17 protein-coding genes are annotated in these 20,216 nt (G+C 44.1%); 15 read left to right on the top strand and 2 right to left on the bottom strand.

The genetic code is table 11. The features are described from left to right. The first annotated feature begins 105 nt into the window (after window positions 1–105). The 12 genes from H7T97_RS00225 (at window position 106) to H7T97_RS00170 (ending at window position 15,491) form a co-directional block, all read left to right on the top strand. The gene (locus tag H7T97_RS00225) at window positions 106–1,722 is read left to right on the top strand and encodes a hypothetical protein (protein WP_065426832.1); all 1,617 of its coding nucleotides are present in this window, start codon (window positions 106–108) and stop codon (window positions 1,720–1,722) included. Window positions 1,723–1,737: 15 nt separating this feature from the next. Beyond that, window positions 1,738–2,394 (top strand): DUF443 domain-containing protein, encoded by a 657-nt coding sequence (locus H7T97_RS00220; RefSeq protein ID WP_080980939.1) that lies wholly within the window; start codon window positions 1,738–1,740, stop codon window positions 2,392–2,394. 15 nt (window positions 2,395–2,409) lie between these two features. Beyond that, window positions 2,410–2,712, top strand: coding sequence for a DUF4176 domain-containing protein (locus tag H7T97_RS00215; protein ID WP_049491006.1), 303 nt, complete (start codon window positions 2,410–2,412; stop codon window positions 2,710–2,712). 195 nt (window positions 2,713–2,907) lie between these two features. Next, window positions 2,908–3,288, top strand: coding sequence for a hypothetical protein (locus H7T97_RS00210; RefSeq protein WP_229101053.1), 381 nt, complete (start codon window positions 2,908–2,910; stop codon window positions 3,286–3,288). A gap of 318 nt (window positions 3,289–3,606) precedes the next feature. Then, window positions 3,607–4,011 carry a DUF3592 domain-containing protein gene (locus H7T97_RS00205; protein ID WP_229101052.1) on the top strand — a complete coding sequence of 135 codons (405 nt, stop codon included), beginning with the start codon at window positions 3,607–3,609 and terminating at the stop codon, window positions 4,009–4,011. A gap of 196 nt (window positions 4,012–4,207) precedes the next feature. Next, entirely contained in the window at window positions 4,208–8,602 is a 4,395-nt protein-coding gene (locus H7T97_RS00200; RefSeq protein ID WP_201088914.1) for a PolC-type DNA polymerase III, read from the top strand. A 17-nt stretch (window positions 8,603–8,619) separates the two neighbouring features. Then, window positions 8,620–8,769 carry a hypothetical protein gene (locus H7T97_RS00195; protein WP_003010006.1) on the top strand — a complete coding sequence of 50 codons (150 nt, stop codon included), beginning with the start codon at window positions 8,620–8,622 and terminating at the stop codon, window positions 8,767–8,769. 172 nt (window positions 8,770–8,941) lie between these two features. Continuing rightward, window positions 8,942–11,794 carry an AAA family ATPase gene (locus tag H7T97_RS00190; RefSeq protein ID WP_201088912.1) on the top strand — a complete coding sequence of 951 codons (2,853 nt, stop codon included), beginning with the start codon at window positions 8,942–8,944 and terminating at the stop codon, window positions 11,792–11,794. A 255-nt stretch (window positions 11,795–12,049) separates the two neighbouring features. Next, window positions 12,050–13,291, top strand: a complete 1,242-nt coding sequence (locus H7T97_RS00185) for an aminopeptidase (RefSeq protein ID WP_070594811.1) — start codon at window positions 12,050–12,052, stop codon at window positions 13,289–13,291. Between the two features lie 9 nt (window positions 13,292–13,300). Then, a complete protein-coding gene (locus tag H7T97_RS00180) occupies window positions 13,301–13,531 on the top strand; it encodes a GlsB/YeaQ/YmgE family stress response membrane protein (RefSeq protein WP_003010011.1) in 231 nt (76 codons plus the stop codon). A gap of 206 nt (window positions 13,532–13,737) precedes the next feature. Next, window positions 13,738–14,403, top strand: coding sequence for a DUF443 family protein (locus H7T97_RS00175; RefSeq protein ID WP_070665111.1), 666 nt, complete (start codon window positions 13,738–13,740; stop codon window positions 14,401–14,403). Window positions 14,404–14,486: 83 nt separating this feature from the next. After that, window positions 14,487–15,491: a hypothetical protein gene (locus H7T97_RS00170; protein WP_070665112.1), complete on the top strand. Its 1,005-nt coding sequence runs from the start codon at window positions 14,487–14,489 to the stop codon at window positions 15,489–15,491. A gap of 52 nt (window positions 15,492–15,543) precedes the next feature. Here H7T97_RS00170 and def read toward each other — a convergent pair whose 3' ends face one another. Both def and H7T97_RS00160 read right to left on the bottom strand, forming a co-directional pair. Beyond that, complete coding sequence (gene def, locus H7T97_RS00165; protein WP_003004253.1) at window positions 15,544–16,158, bottom strand: peptide deformylase; 615 nt, start codon at window positions 16,156–16,158, stop codon at window positions 15,544–15,546. Between the two features lie 60 nt (window positions 16,159–16,218). Next, the gene (locus H7T97_RS00160) at window positions 16,219–16,905 is read right to left on the bottom strand and encodes a cyclic nucleotide-binding domain-containing protein (protein WP_195487415.1); all 687 of its coding nucleotides are present in this window, start codon (window positions 16,903–16,905) and stop codon (window positions 16,219–16,221) included. A 146-nt stretch (window positions 16,906–17,051) separates the two neighbouring features. On the opposite strand from H7T97_RS00160, the gene H7T97_RS00155 reads away from it, so the two are divergent. The 3 genes from H7T97_RS00155 to H7T97_RS00145 all read left to right on the top strand — a co-directional run bounded on the left by H7T97_RS00155 (window position 17,052) and on the right by H7T97_RS00145 (window position 20,203). Further along, window positions 17,052–18,215: an MFS transporter gene (locus H7T97_RS00155; protein WP_195487416.1), complete on the top strand. Its 1,164-nt coding sequence runs from the start codon at window positions 17,052–17,054 to the stop codon at window positions 18,213–18,215. A gap of 105 nt (window positions 18,216–18,320) precedes the next feature. Then, window positions 18,321–19,472, top strand: a complete 1,152-nt coding sequence (locus tag H7T97_RS00150) for an MFS transporter (RefSeq protein WP_201088910.1) — start codon at window positions 18,321–18,323, stop codon at window positions 19,470–19,472. A 2-nt stretch (window positions 19,473–19,474) separates the two neighbouring features. After that, window positions 19,475–20,203: a pseudouridine synthase gene (locus H7T97_RS00145; RefSeq protein WP_201088908.1), complete on the top strand. Its 729-nt coding sequence runs from the start codon at window positions 19,475–19,477 to the stop codon at window positions 20,201–20,203. The last annotated feature ends 13 nt before the right edge of the window (window positions 20,204–20,216 follow it).

Below are 20,216 nucleotides of genomic sequence, written 5' to 3'. Positions count from 1 at the left end.
TACTGATAGATTATTAAAAAAATAATAAAATTGAAATAAGATAAAGAAATAGTTATATCGTATATTGAAAGAGACAAATAGTAGAACAGGAATTGAATTGATAATATGGTCAAAATGGTATTAAGTTCATCGGATGCACAAGGTCAGACCATGTCTTCCGTTGGAAAGGCTAGAATCGATGCTTACAACTCAGCGGTTAAAGCCCTCTCTAAATTCAATGGAGCGGGTAACTTGCAAGGGAGTGCCTATGATTCAGGGAAAAAATACGGAGTGAGTGTGATTACGCCACTGATTAAAGGGGCAATCATGTATTCTGAGTACCTCAGTGAAGCTGTACCCAAGCTTCCCTCAAAATATAGGTCAGAAGTTGGGGACGAAGATCTAGATTCAGCCGTGCTTGAAAGTGAAATCCAAAACCTTGAAAGTAGCATTAGTAGTCTTAGAGGTAGTTTACATGCTATGGAAGGAAGTGATCATGCGGATAAGGGTCTCCTGCAAAATATATCTTCTCGTATGGATGGTTTAACATCTCAAAAAAATGAGAAGATGGATAAACTTCGTAAGTTGAATCTATTTGCGGGAAGTTCCAATGAAGTTTTTGAAGGCGATGCTAAAAAGAGCATGGACACAGTCGTGAAGAATTTGGCATCTGGATTGAATATGATACAGGGTGATTTCGCGAGCTTCGGTGGGACATTCCCCAAACATTCTGGAAAAACGTTGAACTGGGCTAATAGTATCGAAGGTGAATGGGATAAAAAAGCCAAGATAGATGAAGATTATCAGAAGGTGCTTGAGAAAATAAAAGACGGGAAAGAGCTTAATGACGATGATGTGAAGAAGATCGATGCTTATAAGAAGCGATTTTCGAATAGAGATATACCAGAGACAGTCCAATTGGCTGTTGATAAGCATAAACAGGCAATTGAAGATAAAAAGTTAAAAGCAGCGGCTAAAGAAGTGTCAGAAAAGGAAGGGGTTCCTTATGAGGAGGCTTTAGAGCTCGTAGGTTCTACAGTTGCAGAAGAACTTACCTCATCGCAACTTGAAAAAATTAAAGTTTATTATCCAAAACTCGCAGAATATATTCAATACTTTGCTAAAACAGATAAAATGGGTAATGTACATATATCTATGAATTCAAACGTAAAAGGTTATACTAATAATGTAGTAAAAGAGACAACTAAAAGTTTCCTTAAACGTTTGGCTTCAGAGGTAGACATTCCAGTACCAGGAACTAATTCGTCTGTTGGAATTTCAGCAGTAAGTTCGGCATTTATAGGCTATGATTATTATAATAATTTGCAAAACGAGAATGCGGGACGTGCCTTTATGCATACGGCAGCCACAACTACATCTACAGCAGTAGGAGTTGATATGCTGACTACAGGAATCTTATATACTAGTACAGGAGGTAGTATGTTCACACCAGCTGCAATGGAATTAGTTGGATTTATGGGAAGTCATCCAGTTGGATGGGCTATTATGGCAGGCATTGGAATTGGTTATCTTGCAACAGTAGCCTATGATAATAATTTTTTAGGTATTAAAGATATAGCTAATGATTTTGGTGATAATCTTAATAAAGGACTAGAATGGGTGGGGGATAATATTCATTCGGGTCTGAAAAAAACAGGTGAATTTATTGATTCGACATTAGATGGCGTTGGCAAAACTTTTGACTCAGGTATAAAGTCAATTCAACATGTTTTTGGTTTTTGATGAGGTAGGAATTAAGTGGAATTAAAATTTAAAAATTCAAGTATGACATGTTTTCAGATTGTCCAGTTAGATCAAGAATCAAAGAAGTATATCATGGATACAAGTACAATGAGTCCAAAGAGTTATTACTGGGGATTTAAAACAGATACGATTACAGTGGGTATGGTGGAGATCGAAAAGAATAACAATCAGTTCGAAATTAAGCCTACAACACCTGTAAGTACAACAATGGCAGCCATTATCGTACAACCAATTGTCAAAATTGGTTACGATGTTATAAAGCGGCTTTTTATTAAAAACAATCTTAGTGAGCAAGTGTTATTAAAGTTATTACTCTTTGCAATTTCTATGCTTATTTCTTACTTTGCCATTTTGATTTCATTAAAGGTGGCCCATAAAAAAGCAGATAAATGGATTCCTAAAAACAGCCATAAATACACAGTTACCTTTACAACTATTAAGAAAAGTAATGGAGGAGTATATCCTTTGGTTGGAGCAATTTTCATTTGTTTACTTTTCTTTCTTGGTTTGAATAATGGAACAGAAGGAGCTTTTTTGGTAATCAATGGAATCGTATCCTTATTCTTTTTCATGTTTACTCTAGGAAGTTATCCAATTGCTTATCCCTATAAGCAAGGTCAAATTGTGGTTAAAAAGATTGAAAAATTGTAGAAGAAAGGAAATAAAATGTCAATATTACCAATCGGAACAATCGTATATTTAAAAGAAGGAAGTCAAAAACTCATGATTCTTAATAGGGGTGTGACTATTGATCAAAATGGGGAAAGTGTTCTTTTTGATTATTCTGCAGCCTTTTACCCAATAGGATTAAATCCAGAACAGTTATTCTATTTTAATCGTGAAGATGTGGATAAAGTTGTATATCCTGGTTATAGCGATGAAGAAGAGGAGCGATTTGCTGAAATCTATCAACGTTGGCTTGATGAGAACTCGGAGACTATTAAAAAAGGTGTAACGAAATCTAAATAACACGATAGAATTTTATCATCAATGGTTTATACTGAAAATTTATAACTATTAATTTTAGAGAGAACCACGGTTCTCTCTTTTTCATCCACAACTTTCCCCACCTAGTAACTAACTTGCTCTTCAAACTAATTTTCGGTATGAATAGTAGAAAATATTCTTAAATCTAACTCAATCATAAAAGAAGGAAAATAATCCATGAAAAAGATGCTACTATTACTGGCGAGTGTGCTTGTTTTAACAGCCTGCACTCAGCCGAAAAAAGAGGCCAAGGAGGCAACCGCAAGCAAAACGGAGCAAACTACAAAGGCTTCCTCGTCTGCTAAAGAGGAAAAGGGGTTGAAATTTGTAGTCGCGCCTCAATTCGAAGGAAAGACATCAGAATTGATGGAACTGGGGAAAAAGTTAGTTAAAGAGCATTCGGAAGTTGGCGATCAAGGGGATATCACTGTGTATTATACAGGGAACACCTATACTGTAGAGCAACAAGAATATGCAGTATTTATGTTGGTCAATAAAACTACAACGAATATTGACCATGATGCGACCTTTAAAATTAGCTGGAGTTATGATGGGTAATCTGTTTACCAAGATCAAGTGGTCCAGTATAGTCTATCGAATAATCCTAAGTTACCGACCCAATCAGCGACTCTCTTGTTGCTTCCTTTGACGAGTGAACAAAACTCGATCGTAGAGAAGATATCGGATGAAACGAAGATGAGTCTGAGTATCACAGACATTATAATGAAGTAGGTGATGGGGATGCCTGATATCAGAATACTTCTAGTTATTGCTGTGGCTGTTATTGGATTTCCTTTGTTTGCCGTACTCTTTTTTGGACACTTTTATAGAAGAGAAGTTAGGATTAAGACCCTCTCGTCAAAGAGCGTTGAGGGAGTGGTAGTTGGCTATAAGCGGGCACAAATTGTAGCGGCTCCAATTGTAGAATATAGAGTGGATGGTCAGACCTATCGAAATAGCCTGAAATATTATTGGGTGGTGCGGGCAACACTTCCTTGGAAAACGAATCAAGCGGCTAGCGACATCGATTTGATGGCGCAAAGGATAACCATCTACACCAATTCTACAGTCTCAAAGGGCAATCTTTTTCAAGATGCTTTTCCACTGGGATTGACCATGACGGTCTGGTATAATCCAGCCTGTCCAAAAGAATCATACGTTGAACGCTATGGTGGGCTAGACAGGCTTTTTAAACGGCAGATGTGGATTGGAATCTGGATGTTAATTTTATTGCCTATTTTAGCAGTTGTGTCCATTACCATGGGAATGAAGTATAAATGATGGATCAGCCCTAACTGAATAAAAGATGAAAAGAAATCACCGTCCTATCGGTGATTTTTTTGTCTTCACTTCTCCCTCGAATTAATCCTTAAATTGTGATAAAATAAGGGTTACGAATGTTTTTGAATGGTCTGTTTTTGCTTAGAAAGCGGGCTACTCAAAAGTGAGCAAAAGAATCAAGATCAAGGGAGAAACAATGTCCAACATCTTTGAAATTTTAATGGATCAGCTGGATATGCCGCTGGAGATGCGATCTTCCAGTGCCTTTTTGCATGCGGAGATTCAAGAAGTCGTGGTGCATAAGGTCAGTCGGGTTTGGGAGTTCCGCTTTGCCTTTGCGGAAGTCTTGCCGATTGCTTTGTTTAAGGAATTGCGCCAGCGCTTGAAGGATGAATTTTCAAAGACAGGAAACCAGGCGACCTTTACCATCCAAGTGGCCAATCCGGAATTTACTGCTGATTTATTGCAGGCCTACTACCGGGAGGTTTTTGAGGAAGGCCCTTGCGCTAGTCAAGGATTTAAGGGGCTCTACCAAGACTTGCAGGTGCGCGCGGAAGGGCAGGAATTGATCATCTCTGGACCTTCTTCGGTTGATACGGAGCATTTTCGTAAGAATCATTTGCCCAACCTTGCCAAGCAGTTGGCAGCCTTTGGTTTTCCGCATTTCACCTGTCGGGTGGAGTCTGATGAGGAGTTGACAGAGCAGGAAGTGGCGCGCTTTGAGGAGGAAAATGAAAAGATTTTCCAAGCAGCCAATGAAGAGACCTTGCGAGCTATGGAATCCTTGGCCCAGATGGCTCCGCCACCAGCAGTTGAAGAAAAGCCAGTTTTTGACTTCAAGGCTAAGAAAGCTGCGGCTAAACCTAAGCTAGACAAGGCTGAGATCACTCCGATGATCGAGATTACGACAGAAGAGAACCGGATTGTCTTTGAGGGTGTGGTCTTTGACGTGGAGCACAAGGTGACGCGGACCGGTCGGGTCTTGATCAGCTTTAAGATGACCGACTATACCTCGAGTTTTTCCCTTCAAAAATGGGTCAAAAATGAGGAAGAAGCCCAGAAGTTTGACATGATCAAGAAGAACAGCTGGCTTCGGGTGCGGGGAAATATCGAAATGAACAATTTCACGCGCGACTTGACTATGAATGTCCAAGACATCCAGGAAGTCGTCCATTATACCCGTAAGGACCTGATGCTAGAAGGGGAGCGCCGGGTGGAATTCCACGCCCATACCAATATGTCGACCATGGATGCCCTACCGGAAGTCGAAGAGCTGGTTGCCAAGGCAGCTGAGTGGGGCCACAAGGCGGTGGCCATCACCGACCATGGCAATGTGCAGAGCTTCCCACATGGCTTTAAAGCAGCCAAGAAAGCTGGAATCCAGCTGATCTATGGTATGGAAGCAAATATCGTAGAAGACAAGGTACCGATCACCTATAACGAGGTGGACCTGGACCTCAATGAAGCGACTTATGTGGTCTTTGACGTAGAAACAACGGGACTTTCAGCCATTTACAATGACTTGATCCAGGTGGCCGCTTCTAAGATGTACAAGGGCAATGTCATTGAGGAGTTTGACGAGTTTATCGATCCGGGCCATCCTTTGTCTGCCTTTACGACCCAATTGACAGGGATCACCAATGAGCATGTCCGGGGGGCCAAGCCCTTGGTGCAGGTCTTGAAGGAATTTCAGGCCTTCTGCAAGGGAACAGTTCTTGTCGCCCACAATGCTACCTTTGACGTGGGCTTCATGAATGCCAACTATGAGCGTCATGGTCTTCCGAAGATCACCCAGCCAGTCATCGATACGCTGGAATTTGCCCGCAACCTCTACCCCGATTTTAAACGGCATGGCTTGGGGCCCTTGACCAAGCGGTTTGGAGTGGGCTTGGAGCACCACCACATGGCCAACTACGATGCGGAAGCGACGGGGCGCCTGCTCTTTATCTTCATCAAAGATGTCGCTGAAAAGCATGGGGTGACCAATCTCAAGGATCTGAATATCGATTTGATCGATGAGAATTCTTATAAGAAGGCCCGGGTTAAGCATGCCACGATCTATGTCAAGAATCAGACCGGCCTTAAGAATATGTTTAAACTGGTCTCGCTGTCTGGGACCAAGTATTTTGAAGGAGTCCCACGGATTCCCAAGACTGTGCTGGATGCCCACCGCGAGGGCTTGATCCTCGGATCGGCCTGCTCAGAAGGGGAAGTCTTTGATGCGGTCATATCACAAGGGGTGGATGCGGCGGTCGAAGTGGCCAAGTACTACGACTTTATCGAGGTCATGCCACCGGCTATCTATGCACCTCTCATTGCTAAGGAGCAGGTCAAGGACATGGAGGAGCTCCAGACCATTATCAAGAGCTTGATTGAGGTGGGAGATCGCCTTGGCAAGCCTGTTCTTGCCACAGGGAATGTCCACTATCTGGAGCCGGAAGATGAGATTTATCGGGAGATCATTGTCCGTAGTCTCGGTCAAGGAGCTATGATCAACCGGACCATCGGGCACGGAGAAGATGCCCAGCCAGCGCCACTGCCAAAAGCGCATTTCAGAACTACCAATGAAATGCTAGATGAATTTGCCTTTTTGGGTGAAGACTTGGCGCGCAAGATTGTTATTGAAAACACCAATGCGCTCGCAGAGACCTTTGAGCCGGTCGAAGTGGTCAAGGGGGACCTCTATACGCCATTTATCGACAAGGCCGAAGAAAGGGTTGCGGAATTGACCTATAAGCGAGCCTTTGAGATCTATGGTAATCCGCTCCCTGATATTGTCGATCTGCGGATTGAAAAAGAATTGACCTCCATCTTGGGGAATGGCTTTGCCGTGATTTATCTGGCATCGCAAATGCTGGTGCACCGTTCCAATGAGCGGGGCTACCTGGTTGGATCGCGTGGATCTGTCGGATCTAGCTTTGTAGCGACCATGATCGGGATCACCGAGGTCAATCCACTTTCGCCTCACTATGTCTGTGGCCAGTGCCAGTACAGTGAGTTTATCACGGATGGTTCTTATGGATCTGGTTTTGATATGCCAGACAAGGATTGTCCAAACTGTGGCCACAAGCTCAGCAAAAATGGGCAGGATATTCCCTTTGAAACCTTCCTTGGTTTCGATGGGGACAAGGTACCCGATATCGATTTGAACTTCTCTGGGGAGGACCAGCCGAGCGCCCACTTGGATGTTCGTGATATCTTTGGGGAAGAATATGCCTTCCGGGCAGGAACGGTAGGTACGGTCGCAGCTAAGACTGCCTACGGCTTTGTCAAGGGTTATGAGCGGGACTATGGCAAGTACTACCGGGATGCCGAGGTCGAGCGCTTGGCTCTTGGCGCAGCTGGGGTCAAACGGACGACCGGTCAGCACCCGGGAGGAATCGTTGTTATTCCAAACTATATGGATGTCTATGACTTTACTCCGGTCCAATATCCGGCAGATGATGTGACCGCTGAATGGCAGACCACCCACTTTAACTTCCACGATATCGATGAGAACGTCCTCAAGCTCGATGTCCTGGGACATGATGATCCGACCATGATTCGGAAACTCCAAGACTTGTCAGGCATTGACCCAAATGATATCCCTATGGATGATCCAGGGGTCATGGCTCTCTTTTCTGGGACGGAAGTGCTAGGGGTGACAGCCGAGCAGATCGGAACGCCGACAGGGATGTTGGGGATTCCAGAGTTTGGGACCAACTTTGTTCGGGGCATGGTCGAAGAGACCCATCCGACGACCTTCGCAGAGTTACTTCAGCTCTCTGGTCTGTCTCACGGTACCGACGTGTGGTTGGGAAATGCCCAAGACTTGATCAAGGCGGGCATTGCTGATCTATCGACCGTTATCGGGTGTCGGGACGACATCATGGTTTACCTCATGCACGCGGGTCTCAAGCCTAAGATGGCCTTTACCATCATGGAGCGCGTGCGGAAAGGGATGTGGCTCAAGATCTCAGAAGAAGAGCGCAATGGCTACATCCAAGCCATGAAGGAAAACAATGTCCCTGAATGGTACATCGAGTCCTGTGGGAAGATCAAGTACATGTTCCCGAAAGCCCATGCGGCGGCCTATGTTATGATGGCCCTTCGTGTGGCCTACTTTAAGGTGCATCATCCTCTCTATTACTACTGTGCTTACTTCTCGATTCGGGCCAAGGCTTTTGACATCAAAACCATGGGGGCAGGCCTTGAAGCCGTGAAAGCGCGGATGAAAGAAATCGCTGAGAAACGCAAGAACAACGAAGCCTCTAACGTCGAGATCGATCTCTACACCACCCTTGAGATTGTCAATGAGATGTGGGAGCGGGGCTTCAAGTTTGGTAAGCTAGACCTCTATCGCAGTCAGGCGACAGAATTCTTGATCGATGGAGACACCCTGATTCCGCCATTTGTCGCTATGGATGGTCTAGGAGAGAACGTTGCTAAGCAGATCGTGCGGGCGCGTGAAGAAGGAGAATTCCTCTCTAAGACTGAGCTCCGGAAGCGTGGCGGCGTTTCGTCAACTCTGGTTGAAAAGATGGATGAGATGGGCATTCTTGGCAATATGCCAGAGGATAACCAGTTGAGCCTCTTTGATGATTTGTTCTAGAAACAAAGGAGGAAAACATGAAGGTAGAAATTTTTGCAGAAGACAAACCAGCTGAAAAAGTCTTTGAGTACAAGCTAGAAGTGGCAGACAATGTCCTGCTCCTTTCCACCGCCATGCTCTCAGGAGCGATTGCTCTAGCCGGCTTATTTTCAGCCTTGAAAGATTAACGGACAGCCTCTATTTTCCTGTTGAAAATAGAGGTTTTTCAGTCCTTTCAGATCTGATAAGTGTTTTCTTTGGACCTAGATTGTGTTACAATTTTTAGTAACGATTGTTTGTGACAAGGAAACAGAAAAACAATGGATGTTCTTTCAAAAAGATGAAACAAAGGAGAAGCGCGTGGCAAGATATTTAGTAGGGCCTTACAACAATAGTTGGAACTTTATGGATGCGGTTGAAAAAGCGCAGGATGGGGATACCATCGAGTTTGAAAATGGGTATGTCTTTCAATGGCCGACAAATAAAGTGATCGAGATCGACAAGAACCTTCATTTTGTGGGGCATGTGGTCCCAAATCCAAATGGCAATGGGCGCATGTTTAACAACACGATTGAGGCTTCCTTCCGATTTGTAGAGGGAGCTCAGGTGACATTTGAAGATCTGTGGTTTAAAGTTGGTGGGAATTACACTACCTTGCTCTTATGGAATAGCTCAGATATCATCTGTAAACAGGTCTATTTTGAAGCAACCACTCCAACAAATAATGAATTTTTTATCTATATGGATACGCATTCGAAGTTGACACTGGAAGGAGTCGGGATGAAGGTTCCGGAAAAACACCAAAGTGCCATCGGTATGTCCGCTTCGGAATTGTCTATTCGCAATTCAACGATTTTTTCTAAGATTGATCTGTCAGAAGGATCTAAATTGACCTTAGAAAATGTCCATATTGAAATATTTGGGAATAATACGATCCATGCCAAGGACTCAGAAGTGATCGCAAAAAATTCAACGATTACAGGCGGGGATCTGGAAAAGGACTTTCCACCAGTTTGGTTGAGGAATGTCATCTGGGAGTCTGAAAACTGTAAAATTGAGTTGCCTACTGGTACTGGGGTCTGTCTTGATAATAATGTTCAATTCAATTCGGATTCGGATCATATGACCTCCATCAATTCATACAATAGTATGATCCGAGCTCATCAAGCTACATTTTCAGAATTTTTATGCGTCTATGAAGAATCCTTTGCTTCCCTGACTGGAGAAACAACCTTCTTGAATGAGAATGCTCAAACCATTTCATTTGGAGTTTTTGATGATGGTGTGCTGATGGCTGAGCATATGATTTGTCATAAGATTGCGGATCCCAATATACGGCTTCAAGGTGGAGCTTTTGCGAAGGTGGGCACCGTGACCTATAGGCAGGGCGATGCGCGTGATCTGACCAAGGAAATCGAGGATGACTGTGACTATCTTGTTGGCAGAGAAGTGGCGAAGGGCAATGCGCAAGTCGTTCCTACGGGACAGACGACGGATGCAACGGTGGCTCCAACCACCGCAAGAGACTCTGAACCAGAGAAGAAACAAGATGCTCTTAAAGAACTCAATAGCCTGATTGGTCTTGAAAAAGTCAAACATGAGATCAAGAAAATGATCAACATGGTGGAATTTAACAAGAAACGAATCGCCAGTGGCAAGGCTCCTGAAAAGCAAACCTTGCATGCTGCCTTTATGGGAAATCCTGGTACAGGGAAAACCACTGTGGCCCGTCTGTTGGGACAAGTGCTCTTTGATGCAGGTGTCCTCTCAGGAGAAGAATTCCGTTTCGTGGAAGCAACGGAGTCCGATCTGATCTCTTCAAATATTGGAGGAACAGCTGAACAGACCCAAGCCCTGCTTGAAAAAGCGCGAGGAGGCATCCTCTTTATTGATGAAGCCTATAGCTTGGATAAAAAGGACAGCGGTGCGGACTTTGGGATCGAGGCGATCAATACCATCCTCAAATTTATGGAGGACAATCGTGACGACATCATGATTATCTTTGCCGGCTATACCAAGGAAATGGAGGAGTTCTTAAAGACCAATCCAGGCCTTCGTTCTCGGGTACCAAATAATTTCATCTTTGAAGATTTCACAGGAGATGAGATTGTCCAACTGGGCGAAATGATCCTAAGCAAAGGGGACTACAAGCTCGAAGACCGGGATTATTATGCGCGTCATGTCAAACGGGCCTATGATGGCTCGCTAGATAAGAGCAATGGTCGCTGGATCCGTAACCTGGATGAGCAATTGACCAAGACCATGGCAGATCGGGTAGTGGCCCAAGGTTCCGATGATATTGAGACCATCCTCAATAGCGATATCGATGCTGTCCTTAACCAAGGCAAGTACCAGGCAGGAGCCGACAAGGAAGAAGATGGGATGGCCGCCCTCAATCGTTTGGTTGGCATTGCCAAGGTGAAAGAGCAAGTGGAACAGTTCGTAGCCATGGCTGAGTTCAACCAAAAACGGGCCGAACAAGGAGGAATCGTCGAAGATACGACCTTGCACTCCCTCTTTCTTGGAAATCCCGGTACAGGGAAGACCACCGTTGCCCGCATTTTGGGTAACATTCTCTTCCAAAAAGGGGTGATCAATCAGAAGAAATTCATCGAAGTATCGCGGAGCAATCTGGTTGGAGGCTACCAAGGTCAAACAGCTTTGAAGACGCGTGAAGTTTTGGAGAGTGCACTGGGTGGTGTCCTCTTTATCGATGAGGCCTATACCCTCTTTACCGGTGTAAATGATGATTTTGGGAAGGAAGCTTTGGATGAAGTCCTCAAATTTATGGAGGACCACCGTCGTGATATCGTCATTATCTTTGCTGGTTACACGAAAGAGATGCACGACTTCTTGCAGGTCAATTCAGGTCTGCAAAGCCGAATCCCGACTACATTTGATTTTGAAGACTACAGCCCAGATGAGATCGTGGAGATCGGTCTGTTAGGATTGCGTAAGCAAGGTTACCAAGTCAATGAAGCTCTTTATGGAGAGATTGTGAAAGGGAATTATATGCGTGCCAATGACCATAGTAATGGTCGCTGGGTTCGCAATCTCAATGAAAAACTCTTGCGCCAAGTATCAACTCGGGTAACCCGTGAAGGTAGTACAGACTACAATTCCATTTTGGATCAAGATTTGGAAGCCTTGAGAGAGAATAGCAGTTCTGAACAACCCCATACCGTGGATGATCAAGGCTATGTTCTTCCTTAAGCTAGAAGGAACAAGAAAAAGGAGGCTGGGACAAAAGTCCTAGCCTCTCAATTATTTTTGGATTGTCGAGCAAGACGCAGTGGTTGAGTGGGCTCTACTACGCTGATTTCATCAGCTTTTACAGCTCTACTCAACTGTGCGGAGGTGGGACGACGAAATCGAATTCTAACGAATTACCGATTTCTGTCCCGCTCTCTTTTTGCATGAACTTATGGTATACTAGGAGAAGATTATTCACTTATGAAGGAGAAAACAATGGTTTTACCAAATTTTAAAGAAAACCTCGAAAAATACGCTAAATTGTTAGTGGCGAACGGCATCAACGTGCAACCTGGCCATACCTTGGTCTTGAACATTGATGTGGAACAAAGAGAATTGGCCCACTTGATTGTGAAGGAAGCCTATGCTTTGGGTGCGCACGAAGTGATTGTCCAATGGGCCGATGACTTCACTACCCGGGAAAAATTCCTCCATGCACCGATGGATCGTTTGGACAATGTGCCAGACTATAAGATCGCGGAGATGAACTACCTCTTAGACCACAAGGCTAGTCGCTTGGGTGTGCGCTCGTCTGATCCAGGTGCCTTAAATGGTGTTGATGCAGAGAAGCTTTCTGCCTCAGCTAAGGCTTTGGGCATGGCCATGAAACCAATGCGCATCGCTACTCAATCCAACAAGGTCAGCTGGACCGTTGCTGCTGCAGCAGGACTGGAATGGGCGAAAAAGGTCTTCCCAAATGCGGCGAGCGATGAAGAAGCAGTGGATCTCCTGTGGGATCAAATCTTCAAGACCTGCCGGGTCTATGAGGAAGATCCAGTCAAGGCTTGGGAAGAGCATGCAGCTATTCTCAAGAGCAAGGCAGATACACTAAATAAGGAACAATTCTCAGCCCTTCACTACACAGCGCCTGGCACCGATTTGACTCTTGGCTTGCCGAAAAATCACGTCTGGGAATCTGCCGGAGCCATCAATGCCCAAGGTGAAAGCTTCTTGCCAAACATGCCGACAGAAGAGGTCTTCACAGCTCCTGACTTCCGTCGCGCAGAAGGTTATGTCACCTCTACAAAACCGCTTAGCTACAACGGAAACATCATCGAAGGGATCAAAGTGACTTTTGAAAATGGAGAAATTGTGGATATCACAGCTGAAAAAGGCGATCAAGTCATGAAAGATTTGGTCTTCAAAAACAAGGGAGCGCGTGCCTTGGGTGAATGTGCCCTCGTACCAGATCCAAGCCCAATTTCCCAATCAGGCATTACCTTCTTTAACACTCTCTTTGATGAAAATGCCTCTAACCACTTGGCCATCGGGGCAGCCTATGCAACCAGCGTAGAAGGTGGTGCAGAGTTCACGGAAGAAGAACTCGAAGCAGCCGGCCTTAACCGCTCAGACGTTCACGTCGACTTCATGATCGGCTCAAATCAAATGAATATCGACGGCATCCGAGAAGACGGCACCCGCGTCCCAGTCTTCCGCAATGGAGATTGGGCAATTTAAGGAGAAACTATGATTGGAAGTATGTTTGTCGGTCTTTTGATCGGACTTCTAGCTGGAGCTATCACCAATCGTGGCGAACGCATGGGATGTTTTGGGAAAATGTTCCTGGGCTGGATTGGTGCCTTTTTAGGACAATTACTCTTTGGTGCTTGGGGACCAAGCCTAAACGGTACAGCGATTATCCCATCGATTCTTGGTGCCATGATTTTATTAGCCATCTTCTGGGAAAGAGGAAGCTAGGTTTAACTTGCTAAAACAGATAGAGTGGTTGGAAATCTTCCAACCTCTTTTTTAGTCAAAACTTGATCATCAAAGTAAAATCAGGTATGATGGAAGGTATGTTCTGTTATGATTAAATAAGATAATTATGGCTGTGGTAGACTGGTGAAAAGTTAGTTTAGTTTCTCCGTCTAAGAATGAAACAGTATAGAAAGTAAGAGACATCTATGTTTAAACCCGCAAAAATCGAGTATTTACCGAAAATGAATTTTCGATATCGTTTGTTAAAAGTAGAGAATGAATGGTATTTAATGGAAGTCGATCGGCCAATTATAACAAGTTATTTTCTTCCATGGTTTACCTATTTTGTCCCTCATAAAGGTTATCAGCTAACAGAGGATGAAGTAGAAGCAATAGCTCCGAAAGTGCTTGAAGGAGATAAGAACATGCTTTCAACTCAGACTAAAGTGGGGATCTCAACACTTGGTGCTGGTTCCTTAGCAGTTTTACTAGGTAGAGCTTTTCCGATAGAGGATTATTTATATTTTACTTCCCATCTACTGAATCTAGTGTTAATGATCCTTGTTCTATGTATTGTTGTTGGGCTTCGTATTTGGCTGAGCACTAGGAAAATAGAGACTGGAATGATGGCTTCTAAGAAAGCTAAAAGAATCTATTGTCGCCCAGCAAAATTTAGGATAGTACTAAGAAATCTTTTATTGTTGATAGTTCCTTTGTTTTTGTCAAGTGCAATGATTTACTCAGTTTTGAGTAAAATTAAACCAAATCTAATTGTTCATATGGTCCTATTTGTTACTTCATTTATGTATTTAGCATCAGCTATTTTAGGTTTATATGCTCCAGGCGACGATTTCAAAGCTAAAATCAAGTAGATCCAGTCGAGTAAAACCCAGAAGCAATAGCAGCGTCCATCTGCTTTTGGCCCTTAAAACAATTTTTTAGAAAGGAGCATGCTATGAAAAATGAAAAGAAAGTCGATATTAAGCAGGCGAACAAAGTCTACTTTAAAAGTTTAGCCAATACACGCGCTTCAGCGGCTATGATGATCAATTCGTGGACAGGCGTATTTCTGTTCGCATTTGAAATCCTTTGTTTTTATTCGTATGATGTATCGAAAGGTATAAAACCATTTAGTCATTGGTTTTTTGATATCCTCGTCATCTATTGTCTTTACCATATCATTGCATTTTTCTTGCCGTTAATGGGGGCATTTATATATAGAAGACAAGTGTTGTCAACGACTCTACTCTTATTCACCTATGTAGGAATGTTTTTATCGCTCCAAGTCATGGGCTTGCTCATCATTGTTTCTGCTCTTGCAAATAAGGAATTTGAAGTAGGTTTCCCGAAATATGGCTTCATCGTCATTACTTTTCTTGTGATTTGTACCTTATTGGGCTTTATTTATCATCATTTTTGGCTTAAGAAGCAGTTAAAGATTGGCTTTTCACCAACTAGAACCCTGGGAAATTATTTCGCAAAATCAAGTAGTTACAGTAGCAATGCCCTAACGATCATCTTCGTCTGCTCCATGATAGGAGCGGCCCTTACTGGCTATTATGGAGTGGTGCTAGGAGTATCCGTAAGCATACTATTCAGTTACGCTTTTACTCAATTGCTGACAGAAGTGGGTTACCTCTTGTATTTGAAAACGAAAAGCAAGGATTACTGGGAGGATGAACCTGAGGAGAATCCGACGTTGTGGGATTTACTATGGGGTTGGTTGAAAGGCTTCAGTCTGAAAAAAGCTAAACTTCGCATTCCGTTAGAAATAGTATGCTATCTATTGATGTTTGTAGCACTTGATCATTTAGGATATGCTGATGCAAAGGTAAGACGACCAATTTTATTAGTGTGGTTTGTCAGAATGGTTACCCTAGGAATCGTCTTGGACCTCTTCATTAGCATAGCGCGTACCATCATGCGCAAGTTTTCGAATAAAAGGCAAGACAAAAAATAACAAAAAATACCTAACCGAGAGTTTTCTCAGTTAGGTATTTTTGTCGGTTACGCTATTCTAAAATCAAAAGTCCTTCTTTGATTTCAAATGGGTTGTTTGGGTTGATGCGGTCATAGAACATGATGCCGTTGGTGTGGTCGATTTCATGTTGAACGACGATGGAGTTGTAGCCTTTGAGTTTGATGCGTTTCTTTTCCCCATCTTTTGTGAAATACTCAACAGTCACGCGGGCATGTCGAACCACATAGCCTGGGACGTTGCGGTCTACTGAGAGACAGCCTTCCCCGTCGCCAAGAGCTGCATCTTGAACAGAATGGGCGACAACCTTTGGATTGTACATGACTTCTTGAAGGCTATAGGCTTCTTTTGGTGGGTTGCCATCGGCATCTTCTGGATTGGGAACCAAAACAGCGATGATCCGTTTTGAGATATCCAGCTGAGGGGCCGCGAGTCCCACTCCTCCACGGAGGCCGAGTTTTTCAGCCATGACAGGGTCTTGAGAATGGTGCAAGAATTGCATCATTTTTTCACCTAGGATAATTTCCTGGTCAGACAAAGGGAAGGTCACATCCTCCGCAACCGCTCGAAGTGTGGGATTTCCTTCGCGGATAATGTCATCCATATCAATCAAATGGGATGCTCTTGTAACTTTTTCAATTGCTTTCATCGTTTTACTCTCACTTTCTTTCTACCCTCCATGATAACACAAAAGAGCCTAAAATTAAAGTTATCTGTCGACGGTTTCCGCATGTTTGATGGACAAATCATTCATCCTTTTTGCATCTAAAATCGTATAGACTCTCCCTTCTCTTTGGACTAAGCCCTCTTCGATCATCTGCTTGATGACGCGGCTAAGGTGGCGGTAGCTGATCCCAAAATGCAGGGCCAGCTGATTCATCTTGGGCTTGAGGGTCCCATTTTCATCGCAATGTTCCATAAAATGAGTAGCGAGGCGTTCCTTGACCGAATAATGAAAGTTGGCAGGAGCCAAATAGTTGATCTGGTGCAATTTCTCAGCCAAGGTCTTGGCCGTAGAGCGCAAAAAGGTTGGATCAAGCAGGAGGCGCTTCTTAAAGTGCTGGGCTGGGAGCTGGACGACTAGCGAGTCTTGGTCTGCAATGACCGATGTGATACAGACCCGATCGAGCAGGAGCTCAATCTCTCCTAAGAGTCCAGGTTTTTCTTGGATTTCAAGGATTGTGTCGCTACCATTTTCAAGACTGTGGACGATCTTGAGCCGGCCTTTGAGAAAATAAGGAATGACATCTTGGTCAGAACCCTGGCGGCAGATATACTCTCCAGCCTGATAGAGAACGAGATCCAGCTGACTAAGACAGTCACCTGGAAAGATCTGATCCAATTGGTAGTCAGTGATGATCTCCATGAGTTTCGTAGATGGGGAAATTTTTTTCATCTTAATCTCCTAAAATAGGACAAATGTCCTATTTTTCTCTTTCTAAATTGATTATACTAGGATTCTATTGAAAATACTAGTTTGAATCTTTTCTAAAAAAAACTAGTAAAGTCAAATGTTACCAGTAAAGTGTAGGAAATAAAAAAATGAAAAAAACAATGGAAAGAATCAGTCTCTTGAGCTTGTCGCTCATGCTGATCTCATCTTTTTCAATTACAGCCGGTTTGCCAGCTATGAAGGCCTATTTCAGCCAATTCGGATATTCAGCAGGACAGGTGGAACTCTTGGTTTCCCTGCCGGCCTTTGCGGTTGTGGTCATGCTCTTTTTAAATAGCCTGATCGAGCGGTGGATGAGTGAGCGCCAGATGATTGTCGCAGGGCTCTTGCTCTTTTCAACTAGCGGCCTTGTGCCTTTGGTCGTGCAGGACTATCCTCTCATCTTTCTGAGTCGTTTTCTCTTTGGTTTGGGGACAGGAATGATCAATGCCAAGGCTATTTCGATTATCAGTGAACGCTACTCAGGCAATGACAAGACTCGGATGCTGGGCTATCGGGGGTCTGCTGAAGTGGTGGGTTCTGCCATCTTGACTTTTATGGTGGGACAACTCTTACCCCTAGGCTGGCCAGCGATCTTTGCTGTATATGGAGGTGGTTACTTGATTTTACTCCTCTATATCCTTTTTGTCCCCTATCCTAAGGGGAAAAAACAGTCTAGCTTGAAGGAGAAAAAGAAAGGTTCCGCACGCCTTCGCTCCCCTCAATGGCGTTTTAGTCTGATGCTAGCCGTGATTGCTGGTATCATCATTTGTTTCAATTCTATTATTAGTCTGCGCGTGCCGGATATCATTGTTGACGCTCATATGGGAACAGCGACAACAGCTGGAACCGTCTTGAGTCTGATGCAATTAACAGGGATTGTCGCAGGGGTAGGATTTGCTAGTTTGACACATGTTTTCAAAAAGAACTTGCTCATGATCATGTGCTTTGGTTTCGGTCTAGCGTTAGCCTTGATTGGCTTGTCTGGACAGCTGTGGAGCCTGGTTCTAGGAACCCTCTTGGCAGGATTTACCTACAGTACAGGAGTAACCAGTATCTTCTATCACTTATCTGAAAAAATTCCGACTAATCTTCTGAATCTTGCGACCTCGCTTGTCTTGATTGGCTGCAATCTTGGATCAGCCGTCTCCTCTTTCTTCATCCAGTTGGTGACGCCACTAGCTCCTTCCAATCATCTGCTCTTTGTCTTGATTGGTGCTTTGATGCTCCTAACAGGAGTCTTCGCCTCACAATTACTAGTACGAACGAAATGATTGAAAAATCATTTCGTTTTTTTAATTCAATCTATTGCGTCCTGTCACTAGCTCGTGTTATTATAGGAGGAGTGTGAAAAAAAGAATAGTTTAAAGGAAAAAATAATGAAAAGAATCATGGAGAAAGTGAGTATTCTCGCGCTTTCATTTATTTTGACGACCTCGTTTTCGATTTCGAGTGCGCAGTCGGCCATGTTTGCCTATTACAAGGGAATTCCTCACAGCATGATTGAGCTCTTGGTCTCGCTTCCTTCTGCAGGGATCATGGTTTCACTCATCTTCAATAAATGGATTGGGCGCCTATTTTCAGAGCGTCAGATGATTGTGATAGGCCTAGTCGCTTACGCTCTATGTGGCTTTATTCCCTTAATCAGTCCAGCTTATCCGGTTGTCTTTTTGTCTCGGATTATTTTCGGGATGGCGGTTGGCTTGCTCAATGTTTCTGCCATTGCCATTATCAGTGAGCGCTATAAAGGAAAAGAACGTGTCCAAACACTTGGCATTCGGGGTTCTGCAGAGGTTGTTGGGACAGCTGTTTTGACCTTTGGAGTGAGTCTCTTGATTCGCTTTGGCTGGCAGGCTGCCTTTCTCGTCTACGGTATCAGTATTCCAATCTTACTTTTGTATCTCTTATTTGTGCCATATAGTTCGAAAACAGTTGGTGTAGAGGAGAAACATCGGAATGATCAGATGACAGCTGGTCAATGGCGGACGGCACTAGGCTTAGCTGTTGTTGCGGCGTCGATCGTCTTATCTAATGTCATGATTACTGTTCGGATTCCAAGTGTGGTGGAGCAAGTTGGGCATGGCACTGCCCAAACTGCAGGGATTATGTTAGCAGCTATGCAATTTGTCGGGATCCTTGCAGGATTAGCCTTCTCACCCTTGACCCAGCTCTTCCGCGATCGCTTGTTGCTCGTTTCGGGAGTGGCCTATGGCTTGACCCAACTGTTGATCGGGCTTTCTACCAATCTCTGGATGCTTGCCATTGTGACCATCCTTGCAGGCTTTGCCTATAGTGTAGCTCTTACAACAGTTTACAATGTCTTATCTGATAAGATGCCCGCAGGGGTCTTGAGTCAGGCAACATCCATTGCGGTGTTGGGGTGTAGTGCAGGTTCGATCGCAACGACCTTTGTTCTCAGCCTCTTAGGAACTGTCTCCTCAACTCCTGCCTTTATTTTTGGATTTTCTGGTATCCTCATGATCCTGATTTCCTTTTTTGGCCTTTGGATTGTGCGAAAGAGCGGGAAGTAATCATGCGTCTAGATAAATTTTTAGTGGATTGTGGCGTGGGGAGTAGGACCGAGGTCAAGCAGCTTCTCAAGCAAAATAAAATCGCAGTGAATGGAAAAAAAGAGACAGCAGGGAAGCTACAGATTGATCCAGACAAGGATCAGGTGACCTTTATGGGGGAAAATCTGGTCCATGAAACCTTTGTGTACTATCTGCTTAATAAACCAGCTGGAGTCATATCAGCGACTGAGGATGATCATCACCAAACTGTCTTGGATCTATTGGATGAGACAGCCCGTCACAAGGAAGTCTTTCCTGTCGGGCGCCTAGATATCGATACCCATGGCTTGCTCCTTTTGACCAATAATGGTAAGCTCGCCCATGCCATGCTGTCGCCGAAGAAGCATGTGTCGAAGGTCTACCGTGCCCAGGTGGCTGGGATCATGGATGAGGCAGATGTGGCCCGTTTTGAAGCAGGCATTGCCCTCAAAGATTTCACGACTTTGCCTGCGAGATTGCAGATCTTAGAGGTGGATGAGACAAGCGCCAGTTCCTATGTCGAAATTGAAATTGCAGAAGGAAAATTCCATCAGGTCAAGCGCATGGTCGCTGCCTGTGGCAAGGAAGTAGTGGATTTAGAGCGAATTTCTATGGGTCCTCTAACACTAGATCCCACTCTTCAATTGGGAGAATGGCGGAGACTCCAATCTTCTGAACTCAAGTCCCTAGAGGTGTTCGGAGTTCCCTTATAAGCAAAAAACCAAG

This window comes from Streptococcus parasanguinis (genome assembly GCF_016648925.1).
In the GTDB taxonomy this organism is placed as follows: Bacteria; Bacillota; Bacilli; order Lactobacillales; family Streptococcaceae; genus Streptococcus.
The sequence above is the reverse complement of the archived record's forward strand: the minus strand, read 5'-3'. Positions and strand labels throughout refer to the sequence as shown.

Excerpts from the sequence above, each read along its gene's own strand:
- H7T97_RS00225 (WP_065426832.1), top strand. The coding sequence starts at position 106 with ATGGTCAAAATGGTATTAAGTTCATCGGATGCACAAGGTCAGACCATG.
- H7T97_RS00215 (WP_049491006.1), top strand. The coding sequence starts at position 2,410 with ATGTCAATATTACCAATCGGAACAATCGTATATTTAAAAGAAGGAAGT.
- H7T97_RS00210 (WP_229101053.1), top strand. The coding sequence starts at position 2,908 with ATGAAAAAGATGCTACTATTACTGGCGAGTGTGCTTGTTTTAACAGCC.
- H7T97_RS00200 (WP_201088914.1), top strand. The coding sequence starts at position 4,208 with ATGTCCAACATCTTTGAAATTTTAATGGATCAGCTGGATATGCCGCTG.
- H7T97_RS00195 (WP_003010006.1), top strand. The coding sequence starts at position 8,620 with ATGAAGGTAGAAATTTTTGCAGAAGACAAACCAGCTGAAAAAGTCTTT.
- H7T97_RS00185 (WP_070594811.1), top strand. The coding sequence starts at position 12,050 with ATGGTTTTACCAAATTTTAAAGAAAACCTCGAAAAATACGCTAAATTG.
- H7T97_RS00180 (WP_003010011.1), top strand. The coding sequence starts at position 13,301 with ATGATTGGAAGTATGTTTGTCGGTCTTTTGATCGGACTTCTAGCTGGA.
- H7T97_RS00175 (WP_070665111.1), top strand. The coding sequence starts at position 13,738 with ATGTTTAAACCCGCAAAAATCGAGTATTTACCGAAAATGAATTTTCGA.
- H7T97_RS00170 (WP_070665112.1), top strand. The coding sequence starts at position 14,487 with ATGAAAAATGAAAAGAAAGTCGATATTAAGCAGGCGAACAAAGTCTAC.
- def (WP_003004253.1), bottom strand. The coding sequence starts at position 16,158 with ATGAAAGCAATTGAAAAAGTTACAAGAGCATCCCATTTGATTGATATG.
- H7T97_RS00160 (WP_195487415.1), bottom strand. The coding sequence starts at position 16,905 with ATGAAAAAAATTTCCCCATCTACGAAACTCATGGAGATCATCACTGAC.
- H7T97_RS00155 (WP_195487416.1), top strand. The coding sequence starts at position 17,052 with ATGAAAAAAACAATGGAAAGAATCAGTCTCTTGAGCTTGTCGCTCATG.
- H7T97_RS00150 (WP_201088910.1), top strand. The coding sequence starts at position 18,321 with ATGAAAAGAATCATGGAGAAAGTGAGTATTCTCGCGCTTTCATTTATT.
- H7T97_RS00145 (WP_201088908.1), top strand. The coding sequence starts at position 19,475 with ATGCGTCTAGATAAATTTTTAGTGGATTGTGGCGTGGGGAGTAGGACC.